The 20,509-nt window shown below is 71.3% G+C and carries 27 protein-coding genes; 16 read left to right on the top strand and 11 right to left on the bottom strand.

Annotation, left to right across the window (positions count from 1 at the left end):
- Both DI005_RS27150 and DI005_RS27145 read right to left on the bottom strand, forming a co-directional pair.
- A complete protein-coding gene (locus DI005_RS27150) occupies positions 1–447 on the bottom strand; it encodes a hypothetical protein (RefSeq protein ID WP_112275677.1) in 447 nt (148 codons plus the stop codon).
- Positions 444–914 carry a hypothetical protein gene (locus DI005_RS27145; RefSeq protein ID WP_112275675.1) on the bottom strand — a complete coding sequence of 157 codons (471 nt, stop codon included), beginning with the start codon at positions 912–914 and terminating at the stop codon, positions 444–446. The genes DI005_RS27150 and DI005_RS27145 overlap by 4 nt, the downstream gene beginning before the upstream one ends.
- A gap of 244 nt (positions 915–1,158) precedes the next feature.
- On the opposite strand from DI005_RS27145, the gene DI005_RS27140 reads away from it, so the two are divergent.
- From DI005_RS27140 to DI005_RS27115, 6 genes are all read left to right on the top strand, one after another.
- Positions 1,159–1,581, top strand: coding sequence for an anti-sigma factor antagonist (locus DI005_RS27140; protein WP_228714216.1), 423 nt, complete (start codon positions 1,159–1,161; stop codon positions 1,579–1,581).
- 69 nt (positions 1,582–1,650) lie between these two features.
- On the top strand, positions 1,651–2,115 hold the full coding sequence (locus DI005_RS27135; protein WP_112275673.1) for a GtrA family protein: 465 nt from the start codon (positions 1,651–1,653) through the stop codon (positions 2,113–2,115).
- The gene (locus tag DI005_RS27130) at positions 2,112–2,465 is read left to right on the top strand and encodes a YidH family protein (protein WP_112275671.1); all 354 of its coding nucleotides are present in this window, start codon (positions 2,112–2,114) and stop codon (positions 2,463–2,465) included. Before DI005_RS27135 ends, DI005_RS27130 begins: the two co-directional genes overlap by 4 nt.
- Entirely contained in the window at positions 2,462–2,761 is a 300-nt protein-coding gene (locus DI005_RS27125; RefSeq protein WP_112275670.1) for a DUF202 domain-containing protein, read from the top strand. The genes DI005_RS27130 and DI005_RS27125 overlap by 4 nt, the downstream gene beginning before the upstream one ends.
- Positions 2,762–2,954: 193 nt before the next feature.
- Positions 2,955–3,596: an RNA polymerase sigma factor ShbA gene (gene shbA, locus DI005_RS27120; RefSeq protein ID WP_113644043.1), complete on the top strand. Its 642-nt coding sequence runs from the start codon at positions 2,955–2,957 to the stop codon at positions 3,594–3,596.
- 325 nt (positions 3,597–3,921) lie between these two features.
- Positions 3,922–4,434, top strand: coding sequence for an ANTAR domain-containing protein (locus DI005_RS27115; RefSeq protein ID WP_112275666.1), 513 nt, complete (start codon positions 3,922–3,924; stop codon positions 4,432–4,434).
- A 13-nt stretch (positions 4,435–4,447) separates the two neighbouring features.
- On the opposite strand, the gene DI005_RS27110 is transcribed toward DI005_RS27115, so the two are convergent.
- The 3 genes from DI005_RS27110 to DI005_RS27100 all read right to left on the bottom strand — a co-directional run bounded on the left by DI005_RS27110 (position 4,448) and on the right by DI005_RS27100 (position 6,031).
- On the bottom strand, positions 4,448–5,428 hold the full coding sequence (locus DI005_RS27110; RefSeq protein ID WP_113644042.1) for a TIGR03557 family F420-dependent LLM class oxidoreductase: 981 nt from the start codon (positions 5,426–5,428) through the stop codon (positions 4,448–4,450).
- A gap of 36 nt (positions 5,429–5,464) precedes the next feature.
- On the bottom strand, positions 5,465–5,764 hold the full coding sequence (locus DI005_RS27105; RefSeq protein ID WP_110342780.1) for a WhiB family transcriptional regulator: 300 nt from the start codon (positions 5,762–5,764) through the stop codon (positions 5,465–5,467).
- Between the two features lie 72 nt (positions 5,765–5,836).
- Positions 5,837–6,031 (bottom strand): hypothetical protein, encoded by a 195-nt coding sequence (locus tag DI005_RS27100; RefSeq protein WP_112275662.1) that lies wholly within the window; start codon positions 6,029–6,031, stop codon positions 5,837–5,839.
- Between the two features lie 89 nt (positions 6,032–6,120).
- Between DI005_RS27100 and DI005_RS27095 the strand changes: the two genes are divergently transcribed.
- Together DI005_RS27095 and DI005_RS27090 are read left to right on the top strand one after the other, a co-directional pair.
- A complete protein-coding gene (locus DI005_RS27095; protein WP_113644041.1) occupies positions 6,121–6,804 on the top strand; it encodes a TetR/AcrR family transcriptional regulator in 684 nt (227 codons plus the stop codon).
- Complete coding sequence (locus DI005_RS27090) at positions 6,788–7,960, top strand: trans-acting enoyl reductase family protein (protein ID WP_112275658.1); 1,173 nt, start codon at positions 6,788–6,790, stop codon at positions 7,958–7,960. Before DI005_RS27095 ends, DI005_RS27090 begins: the two co-directional genes overlap by 17 nt.
- On the opposite strand, the gene hemW is transcribed toward DI005_RS27090, so the two are convergent.
- The 4 genes from hemW to DI005_RS27070 are packed head-to-tail and all read right to left on the bottom strand — an operon-like array spanning position 7,953 to position 12,077.
- The gene (gene hemW, locus DI005_RS27085) at positions 7,953–9,155 is read right to left on the bottom strand and encodes a radical SAM family heme chaperone HemW (RefSeq protein ID WP_113644040.1); all 1,203 of its coding nucleotides are present in this window, start codon (positions 9,153–9,155) and stop codon (positions 7,953–7,955) included. The two genes, DI005_RS27090 and hemW, sit on opposite strands and share 8 nt — an antisense overlap.
- Entirely contained in the window at positions 9,152–10,084 is a 933-nt protein-coding gene (locus DI005_RS27080; protein ID WP_233520331.1) for an ArsA family ATPase, read from the bottom strand. Before DI005_RS27080 ends, hemW begins: the two co-directional genes overlap by 4 nt.
- 5 nt (positions 10,085–10,089) lie before the next feature.
- Entirely contained in the window at positions 10,090–10,362 is a 273-nt protein-coding gene (locus tag DI005_RS27075; RefSeq protein WP_112275652.1) for a cory-CC-star protein, read from the bottom strand.
- On the bottom strand, positions 10,359–12,077 hold the full coding sequence (locus DI005_RS27070) for a carbon starvation protein A (protein ID WP_112275650.1): 1,719 nt from the start codon (positions 12,075–12,077) through the stop codon (positions 10,359–10,361). The genes DI005_RS27075 and DI005_RS27070 overlap by 4 nt, the downstream gene beginning before the upstream one ends.
- A gap of 90 nt (positions 12,078–12,167) precedes the next feature.
- Here DI005_RS27070 and DI005_RS27065 point away from each other — a divergent pair, with 90 nt between their 5' ends.
- From DI005_RS27065 to DI005_RS27030, 8 genes are all read left to right on the top strand, one after another.
- Positions 12,168–12,977, top strand: a complete 810-nt coding sequence (locus DI005_RS27065; RefSeq protein WP_112275648.1) for a hypothetical protein — start codon at positions 12,168–12,170, stop codon at positions 12,975–12,977.
- A gap of 277 nt (positions 12,978–13,254) precedes the next feature.
- A complete protein-coding gene (locus tag DI005_RS27060) occupies positions 13,255–14,937 on the top strand; it encodes a nitrite/sulfite reductase (protein ID WP_112275646.1) in 1,683 nt (560 codons plus the stop codon).
- The gene (locus DI005_RS39195; protein ID WP_112275644.1) at positions 14,934–15,104 is read left to right on the top strand and encodes an Insertion element protein; all 171 of its coding nucleotides are present in this window, start codon (positions 14,934–14,936) and stop codon (positions 15,102–15,104) included. Before DI005_RS27060 ends, DI005_RS39195 begins: the two co-directional genes overlap by 4 nt.
- Positions 15,101–15,805, top strand: a complete 705-nt coding sequence (locus DI005_RS27050; RefSeq protein WP_110342787.1) for a phosphoadenylyl-sulfate reductase — start codon at positions 15,101–15,103, stop codon at positions 15,803–15,805. The genes DI005_RS39195 and DI005_RS27050 overlap by 4 nt, the downstream gene beginning before the upstream one ends.
- An 11-nt stretch (positions 15,806–15,816) precedes the next feature.
- On the top strand, positions 15,817–16,737 hold the full coding sequence (gene cysD / locus DI005_RS27045; protein WP_112275643.1) for a sulfate adenylyltransferase subunit CysD: 921 nt from the start codon (positions 15,817–15,819) through the stop codon (positions 16,735–16,737).
- A 2-nt stretch (positions 16,738–16,739) separates the two neighbouring features.
- Positions 16,740–18,026: a sulfate adenylyltransferase subunit 1 gene (locus tag DI005_RS27040; RefSeq protein ID WP_113644038.1), complete on the top strand. Its 1,287-nt coding sequence runs from the start codon at positions 16,740–16,742 to the stop codon at positions 18,024–18,026.
- Positions 18,023–18,769, top strand: coding sequence for a sirohydrochlorin chelatase (locus tag DI005_RS27035; protein WP_112275639.1), 747 nt, complete (start codon positions 18,023–18,025; stop codon positions 18,767–18,769). Before DI005_RS27040 ends, DI005_RS27035 begins: the two co-directional genes overlap by 4 nt.
- Before the next feature lie 25 nt (positions 18,770–18,794).
- On the top strand, positions 18,795–19,568 hold the full coding sequence (locus tag DI005_RS27030; protein ID WP_112275637.1) for an enoyl-CoA hydratase family protein: 774 nt from the start codon (positions 18,795–18,797) through the stop codon (positions 19,566–19,568).
- 140 nt (positions 19,569–19,708) lie between these two features.
- Here the strand turns inward: DI005_RS27030 and DI005_RS27025 are convergent, their stop codons facing one another.
- Together DI005_RS27025 and DI005_RS27020 are read right to left on the bottom strand one after the other, a co-directional pair.
- Entirely contained in the window at positions 19,709–20,080 is a 372-nt protein-coding gene (locus DI005_RS27025) for a barstar family protein (RefSeq protein ID WP_112275636.1), read from the bottom strand.
- Positions 20,077–20,499 (bottom strand): ribonuclease domain-containing protein, encoded by a 423-nt coding sequence (locus DI005_RS27020; RefSeq protein WP_112275634.1) that lies wholly within the window; start codon positions 20,497–20,499, stop codon positions 20,077–20,079. The genes DI005_RS27025 and DI005_RS27020 overlap by 4 nt, the downstream gene beginning before the upstream one ends.
- Positions 20,500–20,509: the final 10 nt, after the last annotated feature.

Raw genomic sequence — 20,509 nt, 5'->3', positions numbered from 1 at the left:
TCAGTCGGAACCTCCGCTCAGCACGTTCGCCCAGAGCAGCACGTGCAGCGCCGCGTCGAGGCGGGCGAGCGGGTCGGGGTCGTCGGCGACGAGACCGAGCTGGAACCCGGCGTCGGCGTGGTCCTCGTTGAGCGAGGCGAGCACGGCACGCAGCACGGCCCTCAGCGCGGGCTGCACCTCGTCGATCGGCACCGTCGCGTCCTCGTCGTCGAACACGTCGACCACGAAGACACCCTCGCCGTCACCATCGGGTTCCGCCCGCTCGCGCAGCTCGCGCACGACGATCGCGACCAGCTCGCGCAGCACGAGGTCGTAGAGATGCCGGTGCGGGGCGCCCCGGCCCAGCAGTTGTGTGAGCAGCGCGGTGAGCGCGTCGAGGTCGCCGAGCCTGGCCACGGTCAGCAGCCGGCCCGTGAGGCCGTGAACACCCAGCCCGCCCGCGCTCACCGCTGCTCGCTTCCGGGGGCCCTGATGGCATCGGCCACCGAGCCACCCGCCTGGTCCGCGTTCTGCCCTCGGCGAATCGCGGGCGTGCTCGGCTCACCGGGCTCGTCCTCGGGCGCTACCGGCTCCACGTCCTCGGCGACGTGGTCGATGGAGTCGTCCAGCTCGGTGGCCGGGGTCGCGGCGACCGGGCGCTCCGGCACGGGCGGCTCCTCCTCCCCGAAGTCGGGGCGCTCCTCGCTCAGCCGCGCGTCGAGGCTCTCGCCCTGCTGCTGCTCGAAGGGCGTCGTCCCGGACCGGTTCACCTCGCTCCACTGCTCAGGGGGCTCGACGCCCTCCTCGAGCGGGTCGACCTTGAGCCGGTCCTCGTCGAGGTCCTCCGCGCTGTTCAGGGCCGCCGGATCGGTTTCGGCGGCGTCCGGCATCCCGGTGTCCTGCGGAGGCGTCGCGGAATCCTTGCCGTCGTCCATGTGGCCTTCCCTCCCAACAGCTCGGGTACGGCTGTACCCGAGGGCCAGAGCGGGCAAACGCACGCGGGGCCGTTGTGGATCACTCACCGGGCGAGGTTGCGAAGAGGCTGGAAGGATTCCTACGGTTGGAACCACGGTTGAGCACACAGCCGAATACGGACGGGACCGCTTCACACGCCGCGTGCGACCGTGGCGGCTCCGTCGAGTCCGTGTGATCCCGATCCGAACCCCCGGAGGGGCAACCGTGCCAAGCACCGAACAGAACGGCCTGACAGCGCAGTCGCCGGCGACCACCCGCACCACCTCACGGGACGCGCACGGCATGCGCATCGAGGCCTCTCATCGAGAGGACGGCGTGGTGCTGGCTCGCGTCTCCGGCGAGGTGGATCTGCTATCTGCCCCTGAGCTGCGCAAGTGGATCCAGGAAGAGGTTCTGCCGCTGGGCGGCCTCGTCCTGGATCTCGACGGCGTCGGCTTCCTCGGCTCCGCGGGCCTGTCCGTGCTCGCCGAGCTCACCGAGCACTCGATCGGCGAAGGCCTGCGGTGGGCGGTCGTCGCCACCAGCCGCGTCGTGCTGCGACCGCTCGAGGCGACCGGGCTTGCCGCGCAGACGCCGATGTACGCGGGCATCGAGGAAGCGCTCGACGCCGTGCGCGCTCCGGAGTGAGCCGAACACCACACGTTCAGGGTCTTTTCTAACTTCACGACTTTGTGAAACCCGAGTAGCCTTCGCGCTATGACCACGGTGAACGCATCAGCCGGCGGGCACCTGCTCGCCGTGCTGGCGCGCCTCCGCCACGAGTTCGGCAGGCATGCCCTGCTCTACCTCGTGGCCGGCGCCGTGAGCACCGTACTGCAGGTCCTGGTGTACCTCGCCGTGCGCGGACCCCTCGGCGCGCAGGGGGCCAACCTCGTGGCCATCGGCCTGACCACAATCCTGAACACCGAGTTCCACCGGCTGGTCACGTTCGCGGGCAGCACGACGCCGCCCGCCCGGCGTCATCTGCAGACCGTGCTGACGTTCGGCTACTACGCGGGCGCCGGCTCGGCCGCTCTCGTCCTGCTGCACGCGCTGGACGCCTCGCCGTCGCCCGAGCTGGAGGCGACCGTGCTCGTGGCGACCAGCCTCGCGGGCGGCATCTGCCGCTTCCTGTTGCTCCGTTCGTGGGTGTTCGCCCGACGCGTCAAGATGATCAGGTGACAGAACGCGACGACCAGCCGGCCGAGACCGAGCCCGACTACCGGTTCACGTTGGCCAACGAACGGACCTTCCTCGCGTGGATCCGCACCGCGCTCGGCCTAGTGGCCGGCGGGGTGGCGGTGCAGCAGCTCGTCCCCGGACTGGCCACGGCGGGCGCCAGGACCGCGCTCGCGCTGCTCTGCATCGCGCTGGCCGCCGTGCTCGCCGCCGCCAGCTACCCGCGCTGGCGCGCGGTCCAGCTGGCCATGCGCCGAGGGGCCCCGCTGCCGCGCAGCGTGCTGCTGCTCGTGCTCGCGGGCGGCATCTCGGTGCTCACGGTCTTCGCCGCCGTGCTGGTGGTCGTCGGATGACCGACGGACTCCAGCCGGAGCGCACCGGACTCGCGTGGCAGCGCACGTCGCTCGCCGCGGGCGCGTGCGCGGTCCTGCTCCTGCACGCGGCCGCCCGCCACGGCTGGGGGCCGCTGACGGCGCCTGCCGCCGTCGCGGGCCTGACGGCGGCCGCACTCGCGGTACTGGGCTGGCGGCGCGACCGGGTCCTCCGTCGTGAGGCGGAGCCACCGGCGGCGGGCCGGGGCCTGTACGTCTCCGTCGCCGCGCTGACGGCCGCGACCGCACTCTCGAGCCTGCTCGTGTTCCTGCGCTAACAGCCGATCGCGTTCGTGCAAACGGGCCAAATTCTGTTGATATCTGGATTACCCGGCTGGAGGCATCTAGCATTACGCTCAGTGGTCACCGAGCTGGCTGGCTCCCCGCACCTTCGGCTCGGGACTCGAACCCCGACAGCAGCCGTCATGGACCCCGACGGCAACCGCATTGCTCATGGTCTGGGAGCCGGCTATGCCAAGCGTTGCCATAGGTCCTGTCCCCCAACATACCGGGGCGGACACCGAGCCCTACCGGGGCGATCCGCAGCTCACCAAGGCGGAACTCGATCCCGTGGTGCGGTCCGCCGCCGCGGGGGACCAGTTCGCGGTGCACAAGCTGATCACGATGATCACCCCGATCATCACGCGGTACTGCCGCGCGCGGCTCGGCAGGCGGGACCTGTCGTACGTTTCCGCCGACGACGTCGCACAGGAGACGTGCGTCGCCGTCCTCAAGGCGCTGCCGAGCTACCAGGACCGGGGTGGTTCGTTCCTTTACCTGGTCCACGCCATCGCGTCCAACAAGGTCTCGGACGCGTTCCGGCTCGTGTCGCGCGAGCGTTCCGACCCGACGCCGGACGTGCCGGAGCAGAACGGCGGCGACAACGAGCCGGAGCGGCGCGCGCTCAACACCGACCTGGGGCACCGGCTCAACGGCCTGCTCGGCTTCCTCTCGAACAACCAGCGCGAGATCGTGATCCTCCGCATCGTCGTCGGCCTCTCCGCCGGTGAGACCGCCGACGCCCTCGGCCTCTCCCCCGCGAACGTCCGCACGTCGCAACACCGCGCCCTGGCAAGGCTTCGCGCGCTCGTCAACCAGGACGGCGGGTTCTGAACTCCCGCTCGGGTGATCACACGGAAGGGCCGCCGTGCGGCCAGGTGAGCGCCCTCTTTAAAGTTGACGCAACAAGCGGTTGAGCAAGCAGCCGCAGCGCGCCAGGCGAGCATCCGGCCGGATCCGGGAGCCGCCTGGCGTTCGTGCGAAGCGAGGCGCTGCGTGCTCCGCACCGACCGCGGCTTTCCCGGTTGGTCGAACCGTGAGTGTCCTCGCGTCCGCGCTTGTCTTCGCGACTGCCGACCGAGGGAGCCATCATGACACCACTGCCGTTCCAGCCGATCCCGCCGCGCGCCTCGGCGCTCTGAGCCCGGCGGTCCGACGCGTGGGTCACACCCCGGACAACCACGGCTCCGGCTCTCCCGACGACGCGGATCTGCTCGCCCAGGTCGCCCACCTGGAGAACGAACTCGACGGCTTACGTCGCGCGCTGCGCACGCGCGCGACCATCGAGCAGGCGATGGGCGTGCTCGTGGTCTCGCACCGCTGCACGCCGCAGGAGGCCTTCCAGGTCCTCGTCCGGCTGTCGCAGCAGTACAACATCAAGCTTCACCGCATCGCGCAGGCGCTCGTCCAGCTGGCGCAGCGTGTCGAGCAGGCCCAGCTGGAGCCCCTGCTGCACGAGGCGGCCGCGGGAGGCTCGATCCCGCTCGACGGCGACGGCCCCGGGCCGTCGGCCAGGGGAGACGAGGCCGTGCTCGACCTGATGCGCACACTCGCCGAGGCCTACAGCGACGAGGAGAACGACAAGGCCCTGACCGCGCTCTACCAGGCGCTGGTGGAGCACGGCTGGGTCCCGCCCTACGACGTGCTCAGCCGCCTGCGCGTGCGGGCCTGACGGCCTCGCGCGCTCAGGACGCTGCTTCCCGCAGCGCGGGGAGCAGCGTCCGCTTGGCGGCGTCGAGGAACTCGGCCTGGTGGTCGCCGCCGATCTGCACGAGCGCGAGATCGGTGAAACCGGCCTCCCAGAACGGGCGCGCGGCCTCGACGACGGTCTCCGGGTCGCCCCCGCAGGCCAGCGCCCCCTCGACGTCGTCCTCGCTCACGAACTGCGTGGCGCCCGCGAAGGCCGAGGTGCCCGGCAGCTCCGCGTTCACCTTCCAGCCGCCGGCGAACCAGCGGAACTGCTCGTGGGCCCTTCGCACGGCGGCCTTCTTGTCCTGGTCCCAGCACACCGGCAGCTGGCCGATCTTGCGCGACGTCTCCAGCCCGGCACCGGAGCGCTCGGTGTCCCACTGCGTGCAGAGCTGCCCGTTCGGCTCCACCGCGATCAGCGCGTCGGACAACGGCGCGAACTTGTTCACCGACTGCGCTCCCGACACCGCGACGCCCACCGGCACCCTGCGCTCCGGCAGGTCCCACAGCTTGGCCGAGTCGACGCGGAAGTGCTCACCGGCGTAGTTGGTGTAGCCGCCGTCGAAGAGGCCGTTGACGATCTGCAACGCCTCGCCGAGCATCTCGTGCCGGACGTTGGCCGGTGGCCAGCCCTCGCCGATCACGTGCTCGTTGAGGTTCTCGCCCGCCCCGAGCCCGAGCAGGAACCGGCCCCCGGACAGCAGCTGGACCGTCGCGGCCTTCTGAGCGACGACGGCCGGGTGGTACCGCATGATCGGGCACGTCACGAACGTCATCAGCTCCACGCTCTCGGTGGACTGTGTCACCGCCCCCAGCGTGCTCCACGCGTACGGCGCGTGGCCCTGCTCGTCGAGCCACGGCGAGTAGTGGTCGCTCATCACCTCGAAGTCGAAGCCAGCCTGCTCCCCCGCCGCCGCGTCGGCGACCAGCTGCCTCGGGCCGGCCTGTTCGGTGAGCAGGGTGTATCCGAAACGCACAACTCCCCCTTCGTCGCATGACTGCGCCGGGTGGTGTCAGTGGGCCGCTGGCTCCAGCTTCTTCCGCCGTGCGATCGCGTCGCGCCGCTCGGTCTCGTCCAGGCCACCCCAGACGCCGAACGGCTCCTGGACAGTCAGCGCGTGGTGGCGGCACTGGACGATCACCGGACACGTCCGGCAGATCTCCTTCGCGCGGGCCACCCGGTCGGCTCGCGCGAACCCGCGCTCTCCGTCAGGATGGAAGAACACGGAGCTGTCGAGATTGCGGCAGTTGCCATGCCGCTGCCATTCCCATACCTCCGCGACCGGAGTGGGCAGGCGAGACGTATCGGTCATGCGGTCACCTCCGTGAACGTGCCATGCGCGCGTCGCGCGCGCGGTGTACCCCGGTTGCCCGGAACTCACACCTCATTCCGGGCCGCCGGTCGGGGCAGGGCCGTCTTCCTCGTCGAACGGCACAGCGGCGGCCTGCTCGGCCGCGTCGGCGGGGTCGGCCTCGAGGGGCACGGAAACGTCCGAGGGGGTGCCCGCGTCGCCCTCGCTGACGGAGCGGCGCTGCTCGTCGACATCGGCGTGAGGGACCAGGTCGTGGTTGTGGCTCATGATCGGGAGGTACCCCGGCCTGCGGGATTCCAATCAGGATCGATTCGGGGGTACCACCGGTATCCCGTACTTCGGGTACGCTCTACGCCATGACGGGCAGTGGCAGCGGTCACAGCGACGGCCGCACCGAGCGCTGGCGGGAGCACCGTGCCGCCAGGCGGGCGGAGTTCGTCGACGCGGCGTTCCGGGCCATCGACAAACACGGCCCCGGGGTCGGCATGGCCGAGATCGCACGCGAGGCCGGGGTGGCCAAACCCCGGCTGTACCGGCACTTCGCCGACAAGGCCGAGCTGCACGAGGCGGTGTCGCGGCGGACGTTCGCACTGGTCCGCGACCGGCTCGCCCCGGCTTTGACCGAGCCCGCGCCCCTGCGTGTGCGGGTACGGATGAGCGTGCGCGCCTACGTCGGCGTGCTCGCCGAGCACCCGAACGTCTTCCGCTTCGTCTGCGCGGCGAGGGCGGGCGAGCAGGCCCGAGCCGAGCGCACGGCCGCCGCGGGACCGATCGCCGCGATGCTCGACGAGTACCTGCGGGCCTTCGGGGTCGACTCGCGGGGCGCGGCCCCGTGGGCGCACGGCCTCGTCGGCGCCGTCGAGGCGGCCGGGAACTGGTGGCTCGACCACCCCGGCCTGCCGGAGGAGGAGATCGTCGACTACCTCACCACGCTCGTCGGCGGCGCCATCGAGGCCGTGCTGCGGTCCGAGGGCGTCGAGCTCGGGCCCGACGAGCCGGTGGACCTGCAGAGGAAGGAAACCCATGGCAGCCAAGCGTGAGCACGACATCGTCCTGTTCGGCGCGACCGGGTTCACCGGCGGCCTGACCGCGGAGTACCTGGCGCGCCACGCGCCGCCGGAGTGCCGATGGGCGCTCGCCGGCCGCGACAGCGCGAAGCTGGAACGCACCCGCGCCAGGCTCGCGGAGCTCAACCCGGACTGCGCCGAGCTGCCGCTGCTGCACGCCGACGTGACCGACCCCGGGTCGCTGCGCACGGTCGCCGCCTCGGCCCGCGTGGTGATCACCACCGTCGGCCCGTACCTCAACTACGGCGAGCCACTGGTCGCCGCGTGCGCGGAGAGCGGCACCGACTACGTCGACCTCACCGGGGAGCCCGAGTTCGCCGACCGGACCTACCTCGCCCACCACGCGACGGCGCAGCGCACGGGCGCCCGCATCGTGCACGCGTGCGGGTTCGACTCGATCCCCTACGACCTCGGCGTCTACTACACCGTGAGCAAGCTGCCCGAGGGCGTGCCGCTCACGGTCACCGGCCAGATCAGGGCCAGCGCCCAGTTCTCCGGCGGCACGTACTCCTCAGCGCTGACGGCTTTCTCGCGGGCCAGGGAGATGGCGCGCACGGCGAAGGAGCGGCGCAGGGCCGAGCCGTGGCCGAAGGACCGCGCGATCCACACCCCGCTCGGCGCGCCCACCCGCGACCGCGAGACGGGCCGCTGGCTCGTGCCGATGCCGACCATCGACCCGCAGATCGTCGCCCGCTCGGCCGCGGCGCTGCCCCGCTACGGCCCGGCGTTCACCTACCGGCACACGGCGGCCGTCAAGCGCCTGCCGACGATCGTCGCGGCCGGGCTCGGCCTCGGTGTGCTCGCCGTGCTCGCCCAGATCCCGCCCGCGCGCACCGCGCTGGGCCGCCTGCGCAAGCCCGGCGAGGGACCGAGCGAGCAGCGGAGGGCGAAGTCGTGGTTCAACGTCCGGTTCACCGGCGAAGGTGGCGGCAAGCGGGTCGTCACCGAGGTCGCGGGCGGCGACCCCGGCTACGACGAGACGGCGAAGATGCTGTCGGAGTCCGCGCTGTGCCTCGCGTTCGACGACCTGCCCGCGACGTCCGGCCAGGTCACCACCGCGGTGGCGATGGGAGACGCCCTGCTGGAGCGGCTGCGCAAGGCGGGGCTGACGATCCGCGAGATCAGCTGACCAGCCTGCGCACGACGGCGTCGGCGAGCAGGCGGCCGCGGTCGGTCAGCACCGCCCTGCCCTCGGCGAGCCCGTCGCCGGTGAGCAGCCCCTCGGCCGCGGCGGCGCGTGCCTCGCGCACGCCGCCGGGGCCGAGCGCGGTCAGCGGCAGCCCCTCGGCCAGGCGCAGCTCCAGCATGACGCGCTCAAGGTGCCGGTCGGTGTCGGTGAGCACCTCGTGCCCCGCGACGGGCACCTCGCCGCCGGCGAGCACGGAGGCGTAGCGGGCGGGGTGTTTGACGTTCCACCACCGCACGCCGCCGACGTGGCTGTGCGCGCCGGGCCCCGCGCCCCACCAGTCGCCGCCGAGCCAGTAGCCGAGGTTGTGCCTGCACCGCGCCTGCTCGGACGCCGCCCAGTTCGACACCTCGTACCAGTGCAGGCCTGCCGAGGAGAGCGCCGCGTCGAGCTGCTCGTAGCGCGCCGCGAGCACATCGTCGTCGGGCGCGGGCAGCTCGCCCCTGCGCACGCGCCGCGCGAGCGCGGTGCCGTCCTCGACGATCAGGGCGTAGGCGGACACGTGATCCACACCCGCGGCGAGCACGGCGTCCAGCGACTCCCGCAGGTCCTCGGACCGCTCCCCCGGCGTGCCGTAGATGAGGTCGAGGTTGACGTGCTCGAACCCGGCCGCCCTCGCCTCCCGCGCGGCGGCGACGGGACGGCCCGGTGTGTGGACGCGGTCGAGGATCCGCAGCACGTGCGGCGCCGCCGACTGCATACCCAGCGACACCCGCGTGTAGCCCGCCTCACGGAGGCCGGCGAAGAACTCCGGCGACGTGGACTCCGGGTTCGACTCCGTGGTCACCTCGGCGTCGTCGGCGAGCCCGAACGACCGCCGCACGGCCTCGAGCACGGCCGCGAGCCCGTCGGCGCCGAGCAGCGACGGCGTGCCGCCGCCGACGAAGACGGTGTCCGCGGCGGGTGGGGTGCCGAGCATCCCCGCGGCGAGGTCGAGCTCGCGGCGCAGGCCCTCCAGCCACGACCCGGGCGAGGCCGCCGTGCCGAGCTCACCGGCGGTGTAGGTGTTGAAGTCGCAGTAGCCGCACCGCGTCGCGCAGAACGGCACGTGGACGTACACCCCGAACGGCCGCGTGCCCAGCCCGCGCAGCGCGGAGGAGGGCAGGACGAAGGCGTCAGGGGATACGGCGGTGCTCACCCCGCCAGTGTCCCACCGGCCCCGTCGAAGACCGTGCCCAGGACCGCGAGCTCGGCGGCGCCCGCGAGCGTCCCGGCGAGCAGGGGGACCCGCACCAGCCCGGCGTCGGCGAACCGCTCCTTCAGCCGGAGGAGCACCTCCTGCTGCTGGTCCCTGCGGCCGGCCAGCACTCCGGTCTCCTCGTCGGGCACGACCCGGTTGACCAGTACGGCACCCAGCGGCAGGCCCGCGTCGGCGAGGGTGTCGGCCGCCCGCAGGGTCTCGGCGAGGGCCAGGTGCTCGGGCACCACCACCAGGTGGACGAGCGCCTCCGCGCGCAGCCGTCGCGCCATGCGCTCCATGCGGTCGCGGCGGACGTGGAGCCGCCGCAGCAGCGGGTCCGGGTCGTCGGCGGCGTCCCCGCTCATGCCCGCCACCAGCCGGTCGGCGTTGCGGGCCCGTTCACGCTGGCGTGCCAGGCCCTCGATCCACGGGGTCAGCAGGGTGGGCAGGCTCAGCAGGCGCACCATGTGCCCGGTCGGGGCGCTGTCGACGACGAGCAGGTCCCACCGCGTGCCCACCTGCTCGGTCAGGTCGGTGAGCCGGTCCAGCAGGGCCGACTCCACCGTGCCGGGGCTGCTCGCCGCTCTCGCGAGATGCCGTTCGACGGCGGGCAGCACCTCACGGGGCACGGCGTGCCTGGCGTCCTCGGCGACCTCCGCGACCCGGCGGCTCGCCTGCTCCTCGCCGCTGATCTCCGCCGCCCAGAGTCCGGGCAGCACCTCGCGCGGGGTGTCGGCCAGCGAGGCCAGCAAGACGTCGCCGAGCGAGTGCGCGGGGTCGGTGGAGACGACGAGCGTCCGCGTGCCCCGCTCCGCCTGCCGCAGGGCGTAGGCGGCCGCCAGCGTCGTCTTGCCCACCCCGCCCTTGCCGCCGAAGAACCGGATCACCGGACTCAACAGCAGACTCCGGCGTCGCCGAAGGTCTCGCGGCCCATCCGCTGGTGCCATTCGTGCACGTCGGCGACCAGATACGGGACGAGGTCCAGCGTCTCGTAGGCCACCGGGTTGTCGACGCCGAGGGACTCCAGCAGCACGAGTGCGCGCAGGGTGTCCTGCTGCCTGCGGGCCTCGCGCCGCACGCCCTGCCGCCACCGGGCGACGAAGACGGCGTCGTGGCCGGCCTCCACCCGCTTCCAGGCGGAGACCAGCCCGCGCCACAACGTCACCGCTCGGGCTCCCGCTCCGGCTCGCCGACCTCGGCCCTTCCCGCCCAGGCCCGGCGCATCGCCAGCGCGGCCTCGACGATCAGCCAGACCGCCAGCACGAAGATGATCGCGTCGAGCGGCGCGAGCACCCACTGGCCCTCGTCGACGAAGTTGCGGAGGTTCTCGATCAGCGCCCAGCTGGTCATCGCCAACAGGAACACCAGCGGCACGAGCACCGCGACGGGGTTGCGCCGCTTCTTGGTCACCCACACCGCGATCACGGCGAGCGCCAGGCCCGCGGTGAGCTGGTTGGTGGTGCCGAAGAGCTGCCACAGCACGCCGAACGTGTACCCCGCGTCCCCTCCGCCGGGCAACAGGGCCATGACGAGTGGCACCACGACGGCGATCGTCGTGGCCAGCGTGACGTTGCGGGAGACGACGCGCGCGCCCGCGATGTCCGCGATCTCCTGGACGATGTAGCGCTGGAGCCGCACACCCGTGTCCATCGTCGTGGCGGCGAAGCTGATCACCACCACCGCCGCGAAGATCACCGCGATCGAGTTGGCGATCCCGAGGTTGCTCGCGAAGTGCGCGACGCCGTTGACGAAGTTGGACGTCGCGTCGCCGGACGCGGTGGAGAAGTCGCGGTAGGCGGCCTCCCAGTCGGCCGTCGTGGCCACGATGCCCGCCGTGCAGGCGAGGATCGAGCCGAGCGCGAGCGAGCCCTCACCCACGGCGCCGACGTAGCCCACATAGCGGGCGTCGGTCTCCTTGTCCAGCTGTTTCGATGTCGTGCCCGAGGACACCAGGCTGTGGAAGCCCGAGATGGCCCCGCAGGCGATGGTGATGAACAGGAACGGGAACCAGTTCGGCGATCCTTCGGGCGTGTCGTTGAAGGCGGGTGCCACGATCCGGTCCCAGCCGATGGCGACGCCGAGCCCGATCACGCCGAGCGCGATGAACAGCTGGTGGGAGTTGATGTAGTCGCGGGGCTGCAGCAGCACCCACACGGGGATTCGCGAGGCGATGAACGTGTAGGCGAACAGGAAGATGACCCAGAGGTTGCGCTCGGTGAAGAGTCCGTCCTCGGCGGCGATGCCTGCCAGCGAAATCGGCAGCTCCTGGCCGAGCAGGATCGAGGCGTAGAGCAGGATCACGCCGACGATCGACGGGACCAGCGCCGCGCTGCGGGTGCGGTAGATGTACTGGCCGATGCCGATGGCCAGCGGAATCTCCAGCAGGATCGGCAGCACGGCCTCGGGCGTGGCGATGAAGAGGTTGCCGATCACGACCGCGAACACGGCGTTCACCAGTGTCAGCAGGAAGAAGATGATCAGCAGGAACAGTGTCCGGGCCCGTTTGTTGATCACGTCCCGCGCAAGCGTGCCGATGCTCTTCGCGCGATGCCGCACCGACACCACGAGCGAGCCGAAGTCGTGCACACCCGCCGCGAAGATCGTCCCGAGCACGACCCAGGCCAGCGCGGGTCCCCAACCCCAGAACACGGCGATCGCCGGGCCGACGATGGGCGCCGCTCCCGCCACCGACGTGAAATGGTGGCCGAACAGGACGTGCTTGTTGGTGGGCACGAAGTCGACCCCGTCACGCATGCTGTGCGCCGGGGTCACGAACGCGGCGTCGACCGCGTAGACCTTCTTTGCCAAATAGCTGGAGTAGTAGCGGTAGCCGAGGTAGAACAGAACGGCCACGACCAGGACGACGACGATGGCGGGCATGCCGGGTCAACTCCACTGACATCGTTGGCGGGAGCCTCTGACGAGGTGGCACCGTAACAGGCGAGCACCTGTCTGATAAGGCTTTGGGCGATGACTGATCCAGATCCGTTATGTCCGGCGTGGCGGCGCGCCGTCACCGGGGAGGTGTGCTGGCTCGACGGGACGGGCGAGCCCCGCGCGCTGGCTGTGACACCCGTGGTCGACGGCGCAGTGGCGTGCGTCGCGCTGCCGTACGCGCGCGCCGAGGAGGCGGCGAGCCTGCGCGGGGCGCGGCGGGTGGCGTTCACCGTCACCGACTCCCGGTCACTACGCGTGGGAGCTGCCGGCGGGGCGTGGTTCGGCACGCCCTCGGTCACCGACGACACCAGCGGCGAGTTCTTCACCGAGGAGCTGCTGACCCAGGAACTGGTCAAGTACCCGCCTTCCCGCACCCTCGCGGACAGCCCGCTGCTGTGCCGGGAGAACTGGTGGTGGCTGCCGCGCATCATCGTGCGCCTGCGCCGCGTGGAGCCGCGGCACACGCTGCCGGCCAGGACCGACGCCGGTCGCCACGCGCTGGTGGTGCGTGAGCGCAGTGCCGCGCTGGCCGTCGACGTGGTCGACGTGGCTGACGCGGCGGGCGAGCGCGTCGTCCTGCGCGGCCTCGCCGGCGAGCCGCTGCGCGGGGACGGCACCCGCGCACTCGTCTTCGGTCACGACTACTCGATGCCCGATCTCGAACGGTGGGAACCGTGGTCGCTGAGCGGCACGCTGTGGGGCGACGAGCTGACGGTCACGGAACGACGGGGCGTTCCGGGAGGCCCGCTGACCCCCCTGCGGCTGGTCGATCGCCTGCTCCGGCAGCGAGCGCTGGCCAAGGGCTGCAGACGGAACATTCTAGCCGCGGAACAGGGCATATGACCTTGCTCCCACCATGCGGGCGGCGCTGGACCACATTCTGAGCAGCATGGCACCCTGGGAGAATGACTCACGCAGGTGTCTCGCTCGTGGTCCGGCGCCACGTCGACTATCTGCGTGTCTCCAGCAGTCTCTGCCGGCTCTGACTCCCGCGTCATTTGCCCATTTACGGACAAACTGGCGCCGGTGTGCCGCGAACTGCTCCCACCACGGCTCGTCCAGGGCGTTCCGGCACGCGCGGCGCCGTCCACCGCGAACACCGCCCTGGAGGACAGGACAGATGGCCCCGAACGCAGGCCGCCCCGCACGGACCAAGCAACGTCGCGGTGAGGGTCAGTGGGCCCTGGGCTACCGCGAGCCACTGAACCCGAACGAGCGCTCCAAGAAGGACGATCACCCGCTCAACGTCCGCGCCCGCATCGAGAACATCTACGCCCGCGGTGGCTTCGACTCCATCGACCCCGGCGACCTGCGCGGCCGCTTCCGCTGGTACGGCCTCTACACGCAGCGCAAGCCGGGCATCGACGGCGGCCGCACCGCGACGCTGGAGCCGGAGGAGCTCGACGACAGCTACTTCATGCTGCGGGTGCGGCTGGACGGCGGCGCGCTGACCACCGATCAGCTGGCGCTCCTCGGCGAGATCTCGCAGACCTACGCGCGCGACACGGCCGACATCACCGACCGGCAGAACATCCAGTACCACTGGATCCAGGTCGAGGACATGCCGACGATCTGGAAGAGGCTCGAGGATGCCGGCCTCACCACGATGGAGGCGTGCGGCGACAGCCCGCGCGTCATCCTCGGCTCGCCGGTCGCGGGCATCTCCAGGGACGAGATCATCGACGGCACGCCCGCGATCGAGGAGATCAAGCGCCGCTACGTCGGCGACCCGCAGTTCGCCAACCTGCCGCGCAAGTTCAAGACCGCGATCTCCGGGCAGCAGGACGTGGCCCACGAGATCCACGACGTCGCGTTCGTCGGCGTCGAGCACCCCGAGCACGGGCCAGGCTTCGACGTCTGGGTCGGCGGCGGTCTGTCCACCAACCCGATGATCGCGCAGCGGCTCGGGGCGTGGGTCCCGCGCGACGAGGTGCCGGAGGTCTGGGCCGGCGTCATCAGCATCTTCCGTGACTACGGCTACCGCAGGCTGCGCTCCCGCGCGCGCATCAAGTTCCTCGTGAAGGACTGGGGTGCCGAGAAGTTCCGCGAGGTACTGGAGACCGAGTACCTCAAGCGCCCGCTGATCGACGGGCCCGCGCCCGAGGTGCCCGCGCGGCCGATCGACCACATCGGTGTCCACCAGCAGAAGGACGGGCTGTACTACGTCGGCGGCGCTCCGGTCGCCGGCCGCTCGTCGGGCTCGATGCTGATCGCGGCGGCGAAGGCCGCGGAGCGCGCCGGTTCCGGCCGCGTCCGCCTCACCCCGCAGCAGAAGCTCGTGGTGCTCGACGTCCCGGAGACCGAAGTGGACGGGCTGAAGGCCGAGCTCGCCGAGGCAGGCCTGCAGACCGAGCCGTCGCCGTGGCGGCGCAACGTCATGGCCTGCACGGGCATCGAGTTCTGCAAGCTCGCGATCGTCGAGACCAAGGCCCGCGCCGAAGCGCTCGTGGCCGAGCTGGAGCAGCGGCTCGCCGGAATCCAGGACGGACTGGACAATCCGGTCACCGTGCACCTCAACGGCTGCCCCAACTCGTGCGCCCGCGTCCAGGTCGCCGATATCGGCCTCAAGGGCCAGATCGTCACCGACGACGAGGGCAACCAGGTCGAGGGCTTCCAGGTGCACCTCGGCGGTGGCCTCGGACTCGACGCCGGCTTCGGCCGTAAACTTCGCGGACACAAGGTGACCAGTGCGGAGCTGACGGACTACGTGGAGCGGGTCGTGCGCAACTACCTCGCCGGGCGAGAGGAAGGGGAAAGGTTCGCCCAGTGGGTCACCCGCGCCGAGGAAGCCGAGCTGAAGTGACGGATTCAGGAGGAACCCCGCCCACCAGGGCCACCGCGTTCTACTGTCCGTACTGTGGCGACGAGGATCTCCGACCGGAAGAGAACGGTGCCTGGCTGTGTTCGTCCTGTCGGCGGGTGTTCTCGGTGACATTCATCGGCCTGCAGATACCGGAGGTGACTCGATGACCGCGGCGGCTTCGACCGAAGAGCTGAAGGCACTGGCGGAGGAGGCGTCCGAGCGACTGGCGAACGCGAGCGCCGAGGAGGCGCTGCGCTGGGCGGTCGAGCAGTTCGGAGACGACCTGATCGTCGCATCGAACATGCAGGACGCCGTGCTGGTCGACCTGGCGACCAAGGTGAAGTCCGATGTGGATGTGCTGTTCCTGGAGACCGGCTACCACTTCGCGGAGACCATCGGCACGCGCGACGCCGTCGCGACGGTCTACCCGGACATCACCGTCGTCAACGCGCAGGCGGAGCAGTCCGTGGCCGAGCAGGACGCCGAGTACGGGCCGAAACTGCACGACCGCGACCCGAACCAGTGCTGCCACCTGCGCAAGGTGATCCCGCTTCGCAAGACGCTGGCGAACTACTCGTGCTGGGTCACGGGTGTACGCAGAGTAGATGCCCCGACCAGGGCGAATACACCGATCGTGACGTGGGACGATCGGAACGGCCTCGTGAAGGTCAACCCCATCGCGGCATGGACCGACGACGAGTTCAACAACTACATCGACGAGCACGGGATCCTGCAGAACCCGCTGGTCGCCGAGGGTTACCCGTCGATCGGCTGCGCCCCGTGCACCGCGAAGGTCGCACCGGGTGCCGACCCGCGCAGCGGCCGCTGGGCCGGCAAGACCAAGACCGAGTGCGGGCTGCACGCCTGAGGAAGGATGTCATGACCACACTGGAGGCCGCGACCGACGCGGCGCGGGACAACCTCATCGCGCTGGAGTCGGAAGCCGTCCACATCTTCCGTGAAGTCGCGGGCGAGTTCGACCGGCCCGTGATCCTCTTCTCCGGTGGCAAGGACTCCACGTTGCTGCTGCACCTGGCGATCAAGGCCTTCTGGCCTGCGCCGGTGCCGTTCCCGCTGCTGCACGTGGACACCGGGCACAACTTCGAGGAGGTCATCGACTTCCGCGACCGCGTGGTCGAGAAGTACGGGCTGCGGCTCGTGGTCGCGCACGTTCAGGACTGGATCGACGACGGGCGCCTCGTCGAGCGCCCCGACGGCACGCGCAACCCGCTGCAGACCCAGCCGCTGCTCGACACCATCGCCGAGCACAAGTTCGACGCCGTCTTCGGCGGCGGCCGCCGGGACGAGGAGCGCGCCCGCGCCAAGGAACGCATCTTCAGCCTGCGCAACGCGTTCGGCCAGTGGGACCCGCGCAGGCAGCGGCCCGAGCTGTGGAACCTCTACAACGGCAGGCACCGCCCCGGCGAGCACGTGCGCGTGTTCCCGCTGTCCAACTGGACCGAGGCGGACGTCTGGAACTACATCGCCCGCGAGGGCGTCGACCTGCCCTCGATCTACTACGCCCACAAGCGCAAGGTGTACCGGCGCGACGGCATGTGGCTCACCGAGGGACCATGGGGCGGCCCCCGCGAGGGCGAGAAGGTCGAGGAACTGACGGTGCGCTACCGCACCGTGGGCGACGGATCGTGCACCGGTGCCGTGGAGTCCACCGCGTCCACCGTGGAGGACGTGATCGCCGAGGTCCAGGCCAGCAGGCTGACCGAACGCGGCGCCACCAGGGCGGACGACCGGCTCTCCGAAGCCGCCATGGAGGACCGCAAGCGGGAGGGGTACTTCTAGCCATGAGCTCTTTGCTGAGGCTCGCCACGGCAGGCAGCGTCGACGACGGGAAGTCGACGCTGGTCGGCAGGCTGCTCTACGACACCAAGTCGGTGCTGGCCGACCAGCTCGACGCCGTGCAGCGCGCCAGCGTCGACCGCGGTCTGTCCACTCCGGACCTCTCCCTGCTGGTGGACGGCCTGCGCTCCGAACGGGAGCAGGGCATCACCATCGACGTGGCCTACCGCTACTTCGCCACACCCAAGCGCAGTTTCGTGCTCGCGGACACTCCCGGCCACGTGCAGTACACCCGCAACACGGTCACCGGCGCGTCCACCGCGCAGCTCGCCGTGCTGCTCGTCGACGCCCGCAAGGGCGTGGTGGAGCAGACCAGGCGGCACGCCGCCGTGCTGGCGCTGCTGGGTGTTCCCCGGCTCGTGCTCGCGGTGAACAAGGTGGACCTCATCGGCTACGACGAGGCCGCGTTCACGGTGATCGCCAAGGAGTTCGCCGCGCACGCGTCGTCGCTGGGCTACTCCGAGGGTTCCGTGCTCGCCATCCCGGTGTCGGCGCTGGTGGGCGACAACGTCGCCACGCGATCGGAGAACACGCCGTGGTACACGGGCCCCACGTTGCTCGAGCACCTGGAGAACGTGCCGGTCGCGCCGGACCCGCACGAGGCGCCGTTCCGGTTCCCCGTGCAGTACGTCATCCGGCCCCGCACCCCTGAGTACCCGGACTACCGCGGCTACGCCGGCCAGATCGCCGCCGGCACCGTGCGGCCCGGCGACGAGGTCGTCGTGCTGCCGCGTGGGCTGCGCACCACCGTCGAGCGCGTCGACACCCCGGACGGCCAGCTGGAGGAGGCAGGCGCGGGCAGCTCGGTCACCGTGCTGCTCGCCGACGACCTGGACATCGCGCGCGGTGACCTCATCGCCTCGGCGGCCGACCGTCCAGAGGTGACCGACGCGTTCACCGCCGCCCTGTGCTGGCTGTCCACGAAGTCGCTGCAGCCCGGTGCGCGGGTGCTCGTCAAGCACGGCGCGCGCACGGTGCAGGCGATGGTGGAGGAGCTCAACTCGCGCTTCGACGAGCAAGCTCTGTCGATTGTGGAGGGTCCGGACTCGCTGGAGTTGAACGAGATCGGCAGTGTGAAGCTGCGCCTCTCCGAGGAGATCCCGGTGGACGACTACGCGACGAGCGCCCGCACCGGCGCGTTCCTCGTGATCGACCCGAAGGACGGCGACACGCTGGCGGCCGGGCTCGTCGGCGAGCGGTTCAGCGCGCTGGGCGGTTCGGAGCAGGAGTGACCTCGGCGCCACTCGTCGTGGTCGCGCACGGTAGCCGCGACCCCCGGTCGGCGGCTACCGTGCGCGCGCTCGGCGACGTCGTGCGCGCGGCGGCCCCGGACGTGGACGTCCGGGTCGCGTTCCTCGACCTGTCCGCACCGTCCGTTCCCGAGGTCCTCACCGCCCTGCACGCGGAAGGCCACCGGCACGTCGTGGCGGCGCCGCTGCTGCTCGGCCGTGCCTACCACGCCCGCGTGGACCTGCCCGGCATCGTCGACGAGGTCACCGCGCGGCTGCCCCGGCTGCGCGTCTCGGTGGCCGACGTGCTGGGCGCCGACCCACTGCTCGAAGCCGTCGCGCTGGACCGGCTGAGGGCCACCGGCGTCGACCTCGCCGACCCCGGCCTCGGTGTGGTGCTCTCCGCCGTGGGCTCCTCCCACGCCCCGGCCAACGCCGTCGTCGCGCGGCTGGCCGAACGCTGGCAGGCCCGCCACGGCTGCCTCGTCGCGCCCGCGTTCGCGAGCGCCACCAAACCCGACGTGCCCGCCGCGATCGCCAAGCTGCGGGCCAAAGGCGCGGGCCGCTTCGCCGTCGCGTCCTGGTTCCTCGCGCCCGGCCTGCTGCCGGACCGCATCCGCGACCTGACCGAGCAGGCCGCGCCCGGCTCCCCCATGGCGGCTCCACTCGGCGCGGAGGACAGGGTCGCCGACGTGGTGCTCGACCGCTACCTCGCGGCGTTGTCCGCCACTCTCCGCTCCGCCTGACGTCGCGCTGTGCGAAGGTGTCGGCATGGCTGACGAACTCGTGCACTACGACGTGACCGGCGGCGTCGCGACGATCACCCTAGACTCCCCGCACAACCGCAACGCCCTGTCCGCGCAGCTGCGCAAGGAGCTGAGCGCGGGCCTGGAGCAGGCCGTCGCGGACGACGCTGTGCGGGTGATCGTGCTCACGCACACCGGCCCGGTCTTCTGCGCCGGGATGGACCTCAAGGAGGCCCGCGGCGCCGGTTCGCAGGACCAGGGCGTCAACGAGTTCCCCGCCATCCTCGAGCGCATCTGGACCAGCCCGAAGCCGGTGGTGGCCCGGCTGGCCGGGCCCGCGCGCGCGGGTGGCGTGGGCATCGTCGCGGCCGCCGACATCGCGGTGGCCGTGGACAGCGCGACGTTCGCGTTCAGCGAGGTCCGCATCGGCGTGATCCCGGCGATCATCTCCGTGACCGTGCTGCCGAGGCTCACCCCGCGCGCGGCCCACGAGCTGTTCCTCACCGGTGACGTCTTCGACGCCGAGCGCGCCGCGTCGATCGGGCTCATCAACGCCGCCGTGCCGGCGGAGCTGCTCGACACCACCGTGGAGCGCTACGTCACCTCGCTCGCGCTGGGCGGCCCGGCCGCGCTCGCCGCCACCAAGGACCTGCTGCAGGGCGAGAGCGGCCGGGAGATGCCGAAGACGTTCGAGACGATGCTGGCCACCTCCGCCCGTTTCTTCGCGAGCGAGGAGGGCCAGGAGGGCATCACGGCCTTCGCGGAGAAGCGCAAGCCCAGCTGGGTGCCCCAGGACTAGCCCTCTGCAGTGAAGGCCACCTTCACTGCGTTGAACCAGACTCAGCGGCGCGGAGCGCCTCCGTCTGGGTGGTGGAGGGAGACGGGCGGGCGCAGGCATGGTGGCCTTCACTGCGGCCGGAAAGAGGGAGGGCGGCCGGGTCAGTCCGCCAGCACCACGGTGAGGGTGCGGCTGTCGGTGCGTTCGCCGCCCGGCGCGAGTGCGCGCTGGGCGTCGGACAGCACGCTGTGCACCGCGAGGTAGGCCCTCGGATCGGCCTGCTTGAGGACGTCGGAGGCCACCCAGATCAGCACGTGCTCGCCGGTGGGCAGCCAGCCGAGGTCGGTCAGGCAGTCGTAGAGCGCGTCGAGGTTGCGGCCGAAGTAGTCGGGGAACGACAGCGCGGCGGCGATCGCGTCGAGCGTGCCGAGCTTGTCGGGGTGTTTCGTGCCGTCGAGCACGTGCGTGAACGCGCCACGGGCACGCGCCTGCTCCGTGGCCGTCTTGAGGTCGGGCCTGGGTGGGACGGTCATCGCCTGGGGTCCACGACGAGGAACGACGCGTAGTGGTCACCGGTGTAGTACAGCTCGTCACCGTCGCCGGTGACCAGCCTGCGCGCACCGCGGTCGGGGCTGCCCGGCGTCTCGACCGTGTACTCCCGGTAGTAACCGGAGGGCTTCTCAGGCAACACACTCTCCCTATTGCCGAATGTCGTGCCGTCTTTCGCGGGATACGGGAAGGGGCCGCCCTGCTCGATGAGCCGCCACGTCTCCTCCGCCTCGGGTGGCAGGCTGGACAGCGACACCACCTCGAGGCCCGAATCCGCGCCCGGCAGGCTACCCGGCCCGGTTGGCGGGGCGTCAACCGCCATGACGTCCCTGATCAGCCATCCGCCGAGAACCAGCACGATGAGCCCGACCAGCGCCACACTGATGCGCCTACGGGAGAGCACCCACGCCTCC

This window comes from Prauserella sp. PE36 (assembly GCF_003311655.1).
Lineage (GTDB): Bacteria > Actinomycetota > Actinomycetes > Mycobacteriales > Pseudonocardiaceae > Prauserella_A > Prauserella_A endophytica.
The sequence above is the reverse complement of the archived record's forward strand: the minus strand, read 5'-3'. Positions and strand labels throughout refer to the sequence as shown.